The sequence below is a fragment of the Ramlibacter alkalitolerans genome, assembly GCF_016722765.1.
GTDB lineage: Bacteria > Pseudomonadota > Gammaproteobacteria > Burkholderiales > Burkholderiaceae_C > Ramlibacter > Ramlibacter alkalitolerans.
In genome coordinates this window covers 16,392-22,843 of the sequence record NZ_JAEQND010000014.1, presented here as the reverse complement: position 1 = coordinate 22,843, position 6,452 = coordinate 16,392, and the positions used below count along the sequence as shown (strand labels likewise).

Annotated in this window: 4 protein-coding genes; all 4 read right to left on the bottom strand. The window is 73.8% G+C overall.

The window, feature by feature from the left end:
- Positions 1-12 precede the first annotated feature (12 nt).
- The 4 genes from JI746_RS22510 to JI746_RS22495 are packed head-to-tail and all read right to left on the bottom strand — an operon-like array spanning position 13 to position 6,397.
- Positions 13-948, bottom strand: coding sequence for an efflux RND transporter periplasmic adaptor subunit (locus JI746_RS22510; RefSeq protein WP_201692533.1), 936 nt, complete (start codon positions 946-948; stop codon positions 13-15).
- A complete protein-coding gene (locus JI746_RS22505) occupies positions 945-2,870 on the bottom strand; it encodes a preprotein translocase subunit SecA (protein ID WP_201692532.1) in 1,926 nt (641 codons plus the stop codon). The genes JI746_RS22510 and JI746_RS22505 overlap by 4 nt, the downstream gene beginning before the upstream one ends.
- Positions 2,867-5,017 carry a PqqD family peptide modification chaperone gene (locus JI746_RS22500; protein WP_201692531.1) on the bottom strand — a complete coding sequence of 717 codons (2,151 nt, stop codon included), beginning with the start codon at positions 5,015-5,017 and terminating at the stop codon, positions 2,867-2,869. Before JI746_RS22500 ends, JI746_RS22505 begins: the two co-directional genes overlap by 4 nt.
- 3 nt (positions 5,018-5,020) lie before the next feature.
- Positions 5,021-6,397: an HlyD family efflux transporter periplasmic adaptor subunit gene (locus JI746_RS22495; protein ID WP_201692530.1), complete on the bottom strand. Its 1,377-nt coding sequence runs from the start codon at positions 6,395-6,397 to the stop codon at positions 5,021-5,023.
- Positions 6,398-6,452: the final 55 nt, after the last annotated feature.

Below are 6,452 nucleotides of genomic sequence, written 5' to 3'. Positions count from 1 at the left end.
CTCAGCGCCGACTCAGGGCCGGGCTCGCGGCGAAGTCACGAGCAGCGGATCGCCCGGCAGCCGCGGCAGGACGGACGGGGCCGGGCGGGCAGCGCCGAAGCGCGCAGCCTGCGTGAGTCTCTCCTCGCCCTTGCCGGCGGCGGCGGTCGCCAGCGCGCCGAGGTCGGCCTTGCAGCGCAGTCCTGCCGGCAGCGACAGGTCGGGATTCGGCAGTTCCAGCCGCAGCCGGAAGGTGTTGCTGGCGCCGTCGATCACCTTGTCCACCAGCGTGACCTTGGCGACGCGGGCGGCGGCCCCCGGGAACTCCGGCGTGATGGTGACCGGCATGCCCTGGTGCACGGCGCCATAGAAGGACGAGGGCAGCACGACCTCCACCCGCAACGGGTTCACCATCGCGACCCGGAACATCGGCTTTTCCTCGACCCGCTCGCCGGCGGAGAGATAGCGGTCGACGATCACGCCGCTGATGGGGCTGCGGATGGTGCGCTGCCCGAGCTGCGCCTGCGCCAGTTCGTGCTCGCGCGTGAACACCGCGCGCTGCTCGCGCGCCTGCACCAGCCGGTTCTCGGCCACCTGCGCCTCGGCCCGCGCCTGCTCCAGCGCCTGGCTGGAGATGAATTGCTGGTTCGCCAGGTCCAGGGCCCGCGCGAGCTTCTGCCGTGCGAGCACCGCGTTGGCATTCGCCGCCTGCAGTTCGCCCACCGCTTCGGCCTTGCTGAGGGCCACGGCCACCGACTGGCGCTCCACGTCCGAGCGCAGCACGGCCAGCGGCTGGCCGGCGGTGACGCGGTCGCCGCGCTCCACCAGCGTGCGGTCGATCACGCCGATCACGGGGCTGCCGACTTCGGAAATGCGGAAGGGCTCGATCAGGCAACCCAGGGGCTGCGCGGCGGACACGGCAAGGGGGGCCAGGAAGCACCCGGCCAGGACCCAACGACGGTTGTTCATGTTTGAATTCGGCGACTGAACGTCAAGTCCCGCTCCTGGGCAGCGGTGACTCGTCGAAGTTTCACACGGTCACAATATTGCGTAAAGGAATCTTGACGCTGGGCAAGCCAAAGCGTGGCTTTTGACAGACCTGCGGGAGGACCGTGGCGCGCCAGCCACCGCAGCCACCACGCCGGCCACCAGCGCCGCACCAGCGCGAAGTCGAGCGCCAGCATCCGCTGCACGCTTCCGGGCTGGCCCTGGCGGCCGGCGCGGCCGATGAACTGGCGGTCGATGCGCGGCGACGGATTCAGCTGGCACAGGATCACGTGCAGCCCGCCGCACGCCAGCACCTGCGGCGCGCAGGCGATGTCGGTGCCGCGGCCGGCCATGCTGGTGGCCACCGTGACGCGCCCCGGCTCGCCGGCCGCGGCGATCAGCTCGCTCTCCTCGCGGTCCTGGCGGGCGTTGAGCACCCGGTGGGCCAGTCCGCCCGCCTGGAGCACCAGCGAGAGCGCTTCCGATTGCGCCACGGTCTCGGTGCCGATCAGGACGGCGCGCCCGGTCTGCGCAGCCCGCGCGGCCTCGCCCGCCACCCGCTGCCACAGCGCCTCGCTGTCGGCCAGCACCTGCAGCGGCGCATGCCGCACCTGCGAAGGCACGCGCGGCGCGATCTCCACCAGCTCCAGCGCGTAGACACGCTTCAATTCGCGGCGTGCTTCGCCGAGGGTGCCGCTCGCGCCGGCGAGCCGCAGGTAGCGCGGGAAGAAGCGCTGGAACGTGATCTGCGTCACGGTGCCATTGCGCCGCGTGGCGGCCACGCCCTCCTTCAGTTCGACCAGCTGGTGCAGCCCCGCGGACCAGGCCCGCCCCACCGCCGGCCGGCCGGTCGTTTCGTCGATCAGCGTGACCGCGCCGTCGCGCAGCACGTACTCGTGGTCGCGCCGCAGCACCAGCAGGGCGACCAGCGCCAGTTCCACCGCCGCTTCGCGATGCGCGCGGTGCCCGAGCAGCGGATGCGCCGCCACCGGCCACGCGGCGAGCCGCTGGCGCCCCTGCGGCGTGAGGGCGAAGCGGCGGCCGTCGCCCTGCGGCTCGTAGTCGATGCCGGGTGCGAGGCCGCGCGCGACCTTCAGCGCACCGGCGTGGAAGTCCGCCTCGGCCGCCGAACCTTCGGGCTGCGCCAGCACCAGCGGCACGCGCGCTTCGTCGATCAGCACCGTGTCGGCTTCGTCCAGGATCGCCATGCACAGCCCGCGCAGCACCGGCGGCTCGCCGCGCGCCTCGCCGGCAAGCCGGCGCGCCCGCTGCTCCAGCGGCGAGAGATCGGCCTCGCGCGCCAGGCTGTCGCGCAGGTAGTCGAACGCGAGTTCCTTGGCCGTGCAATAGGTCACGTCGGCGGCATACGAAGCGCGCCGGCGCGCCGCCGGCATCGCCTGCGTGATGCAGTCCACCCGCAGTCCGAGGCGCGTGAAGAAGGGCGCCAGCGAGGCGGCATCGCGCTGCCCCAGGTAGTCGTTGGCGGTCACCACGTGCACCGGCGTGCGACCCAGCGCCGCCACCGCCGCGGCCAGCGCGATGGCGATGGTCTTGCCCTCGCCCGTTGCCATTTCCGCGAGGCGGTCGTCCAGCAGCACCCGCGCGGCCAGCAGTTGCTGGCGGTGCGGTGCGTGGCCGAAGCAATCCTTGAGCGCCGCGGCGGCGAGCACCAGCGCCTCGAGCAGCCAATCGGCCGATTCGGCGCTGCGTGCGCGCAGGGCCTGCAGGCGCACCGCGAAGTCGTCCGCCGGCACGGCCGGCGCGGCGGCGGCTGCGTCGGCGAACGCTTCGAGCTCGCGGCGCGACATCGGCGGCGGCCGGCGCGTGCGCGCTGCGTCCACCGGCTGCTCCGGATACTCGCCCCAGACGACGCCGGGGAAGGGCCAGCGCTTGGTGGCGCTCACACCTGGCCGGTGGGGCTGAACTGGCGCACCAGCAACTGGCGCACCACGCGCACGGCCTGCCACCCGATCGGCTCGGAGGGCAGGACCAGCTTCACCCAGGCGCGGCCGCCCATGTGCTCCACCGACGCGTCCGGCACCTGCACGTCCAGCAGGAACACGGGCGCCTGGCTGCGCAGGCCTTCGCTGTCGGCGGGATCGATCGCCACCGGCCCGCCGTGGCGGTCGCCGAGTGCGGCGCTCGGGAGCTGGCGCGTCGCCGCGGGCGTCTCGTTGACCAGGCGCGCCGGCAGCGCCTGCAGGGGCGTCTCCGCCAACCGGACCTCGATCGCCTGGATGCGGCCGCGCACGCGCAGCAGGTCCTCGTCGCGCAGCACCAGGCGCACCTGCGCCGGCTCGGGGCCCAGCACGTAACCGAGCATCTGGCCCCGCTTGGCGTAACTTCCCGGCAGGTCGCCCTCGCGCGTCCAGACGGCGCGGCCGGCGGTGCGCGCGCGCACGGCGAGGTCGCCCACCTGCTGTTCGGCGCGCGCGAGTTCCGCCTCGTTGCGGGCGAGCTGCACGTTCAGGTCGCCGGCGCGCGACGGGTCCTGCAGCAGCGCCTGGTATTGCTGCGCGAGCAGCCCCGTGCGCTCGCTCTCCACCCGGTCCCGCTGCGCCTGCGCCGCCGGATCGTCCAGCGTCAGCGCGATGTCGCCGGCCGCCAGCGGGCTGCCGCCCGGGATCACGTCGCCCTGCACGAAGCCCGCGGTGTCGGGGCGCAGCTGGGCGCGCTCGGGCGGCCAGACCACGCCGCGGGCGACCACGCTCGCGGGCGCGGGCAGCACGAACAACACCAGCAGCACCGCCCCTGCGATGCCCGCGCCCAGCCAGGTGGCACGCCGGCGCGCGACCGGATCGGCACTGGCGGCCGCCTCGCGCAGCAGCTTGCGCGCACCGGCCGCCAGCAGCCAGGCGCCCAGGCCGATTGCCACCAGCCACCCGAGCAGCCACGACTGGTGGCCGACCCAGAACACGAGCGCCGCGATCAGGAACACGCGGTAGGCGAGCGACAGCGGCGCATGCAGCACCAGCCACTTGTGCTCGCCCGCGGCCAGCGAACCGGGCGGCAGGGCCGCCGCCCCACCGAGCACGCGCCGCCACTGCGTGGCCCACCAGGCCTGGCTGCGCAGCGCCAGGTTCGGCAACTGCAGCAGGTCGGCCAGCAGGTGGTAGCCGTCCATGCGCAGCAGCGGATTGGCGTTGAAGATCACCGTCGACACCGAGCAGATCAGGACCACCACCAGCGCCGCGTCGCGCACCAGGCCCGGCTGCAGCATCAGCCAGGCGCCCAGCGCGAGCGCCGCCAGCGCCAGTTCCACCGCGATGCCGGCGGCGCTGACGATGGCCCGCTGGCGCGCCGACGGGAAGGCATTGGCCGCGCTCGCATCCACATAGGGCGCAGGCGTCAGGAACACCAGGGACACGCCCACTTCATGCACCTCGCCGCCGAAGCGCCGCACGGCCAGCGCATGCGCCAGTTCGTGCAGCGCCTTGACCACCGGATACGCGAACCACGCCAGCGCGTAACTGGAAGGCGTTGCCATGAGGCGCAGGGCGTCCGCCTTGAGCGCGCCGAAGTTCACGGCGGCGGCCAGCAGCGCCAGCAGCACCAGGGCACACCACAGGGGCAGCACCGGCCAGCGCGCCAGCCGGTGGGCCCAGGGCACCAGCGCATCGAGCAGCCGGCTCGGATCGAACAGGCGAGCGCGCAGCACCAGCGGGTTGATGAAGGCGCGGTGCGTGCGCTCCTCGTCCTCGTCGCGGCGGGCGAACAGCAGCGAGAGGTGCGGCGCGGTGTCGAAGTGCAGCATGCCGGCGCGCGAAAGCTGCGCCAGCAGGCGCAGGATCTCGTCCTGCGTGGGCGCCTGCTCGCCCTGCTCGCGCAGCAGCAGCTGCCAGATCTCGCCCACCTTCAGGCGGCCGTCGCAGCGGCCGGCGAAGGCGTAGGCGGCCGGATTCAGGCGCAGCTGGCGCCCCGACCCCGGCTCCACCAGCACGTGCCAGACCTGGTCGCGCACCTGCTGGCGCACGATGCGCAGCCCGGCCAGCAGGCTGGCCTTGAGCGGCGCGACGCGGTACCAGGACCCGCTGACCAGCGGTTCGGCCATCGGCTACAGCGCCACCGTCCACAGCGCCAGCCGCAGCCAGGCCGTGAAGCGGTGGAACAGGATCCAGCCCAGGGGCTGGCGGCCGGCTTCGATCTTGGCGATGCCGCTCAGGCCCGGGCGCAGGTTCGGCAGCGCCTCGTCGGGGCTCGCCTCCACCTCGAAATAGTTGCGGCCATCGGCGGCGGTCGCCACCGGAACGATGCGGCGGGTGGTGAAGTGCAGCGGCTGCTCCGGTCGGGCGGCCAGCGCGAGCTGGCCGTGCTGGCCGGGCTGCACGGCGGCGATGTCGGCCTCGTCGACCTCCACCATCAGCCGGTAGCTGTCGCTGGGCGACAGCACCATGAGCACTTCGCCCTTCTGCACCGGCGCGCCCAGGTTCTGCACCAGGTCGCCCTTGATCACGATGCCGTCGAAGGGCGCGACCAGCCGGCTGCGATCGACCTGGCCCTCGGCCAGCTGCAGCAGCGCCTGCGCTTCGGCGGCGCGCGACTGGCTCACCACCATCTGCGTGCGGTCGTTGCGGGCCTCGGCGGCGCGGTAGGCGTTCTCGTGCTGGCGCAGCTCGCTCTCGCGGCGGGCACGTTCCAGTTCCAGGTCCTGCGAGGAGAGCTGGGCCAGCACCTCGCCGGCTTTCACCACGTCGCCGGGACGCACGTTCGACTGCTGCAGGAAGCCGTCGCTGGCGGCGACGACCGCGCGCTGCACCGCGCCTTCGAGCCGGGCCGGGGCGCTCACGCGCCAGGGCACGGGCACGGCCAGCAGCACCAGTGCGGCCAGGATGCCGCCCGCCCAGGCCGCCCGGCGCCGCGGCACGCTGGCCAGCTGCTCGCGCAGCTGCTCGCGCACGCGCCCGTGCCACGGCGTCTCGGCCGCCATCTTCAGTTGCAGCACCGGGCCGGCGAAGCTCGCCACGTCCTCGCACAGGGCCAGCTCCGGCAGGCCGAAGCCTTCACCCTCGCGCTCCAGGGCCAGCGCGCCGATGGCAAGGCCGCCGGCCACGATCGGGATGCTGCAGGCGTTGGCGCTGCCCGCCAGCTCACGCTGCGCCAGGGCGACCGGGGGCAGCGCCTGCACCGGCGGCCACGAGACGCTGATGTTCTGGTCGATCGCCTCGTGCATCGCGGCCGAGAGCTGCGCCGCCGCCTGGTGTCGCTCGTCGATCCCGCCGGCCTGTGAGCTCCCGACCACGCGCAGGCGCTCGCCGCGCAGCAGCCCCACGCTCACCCGCCGGCAGCGCAGCAGGCTGGCCAGTTCGACCGCCAGTGCGCTGGCCGCATCGGCCAGGCGCACGCGCGCGAGCAACGCCGCCTGGCAACGCAGGACGGCGTCCTGCGAGGACGGGGGGGCGTCGGCAAGAAGGGAGGGCGGGGCCGGATCCATGGACAGGCAAAAGTGTCAGCGATTGTCACTGACCCCGCCCGGCCCCGGTCCACCG

Bases quoted from the DNA above. Each gene is read 5' to 3' on its own strand.
- JI746_RS22495 (WP_201692530.1), bottom strand. From the start codon at position 6,397: ATGGATCCGGCCCCGCCCTCCCTTCTTGCCGACGCCCCCCCGTCCTCG.
- JI746_RS22510 (WP_201692533.1), bottom strand. From the start codon at position 948: ATGAACAACCGTCGTTGGGTCCTGGCCGGGTGCTTCCTGGCCCCCCTT.
- JI746_RS22500 (WP_201692531.1), bottom strand. From the start codon at position 5,017: ATGGCCGAACCGCTGGTCAGCGGGTCCTGGTACCGCGTCGCGCCGCTC.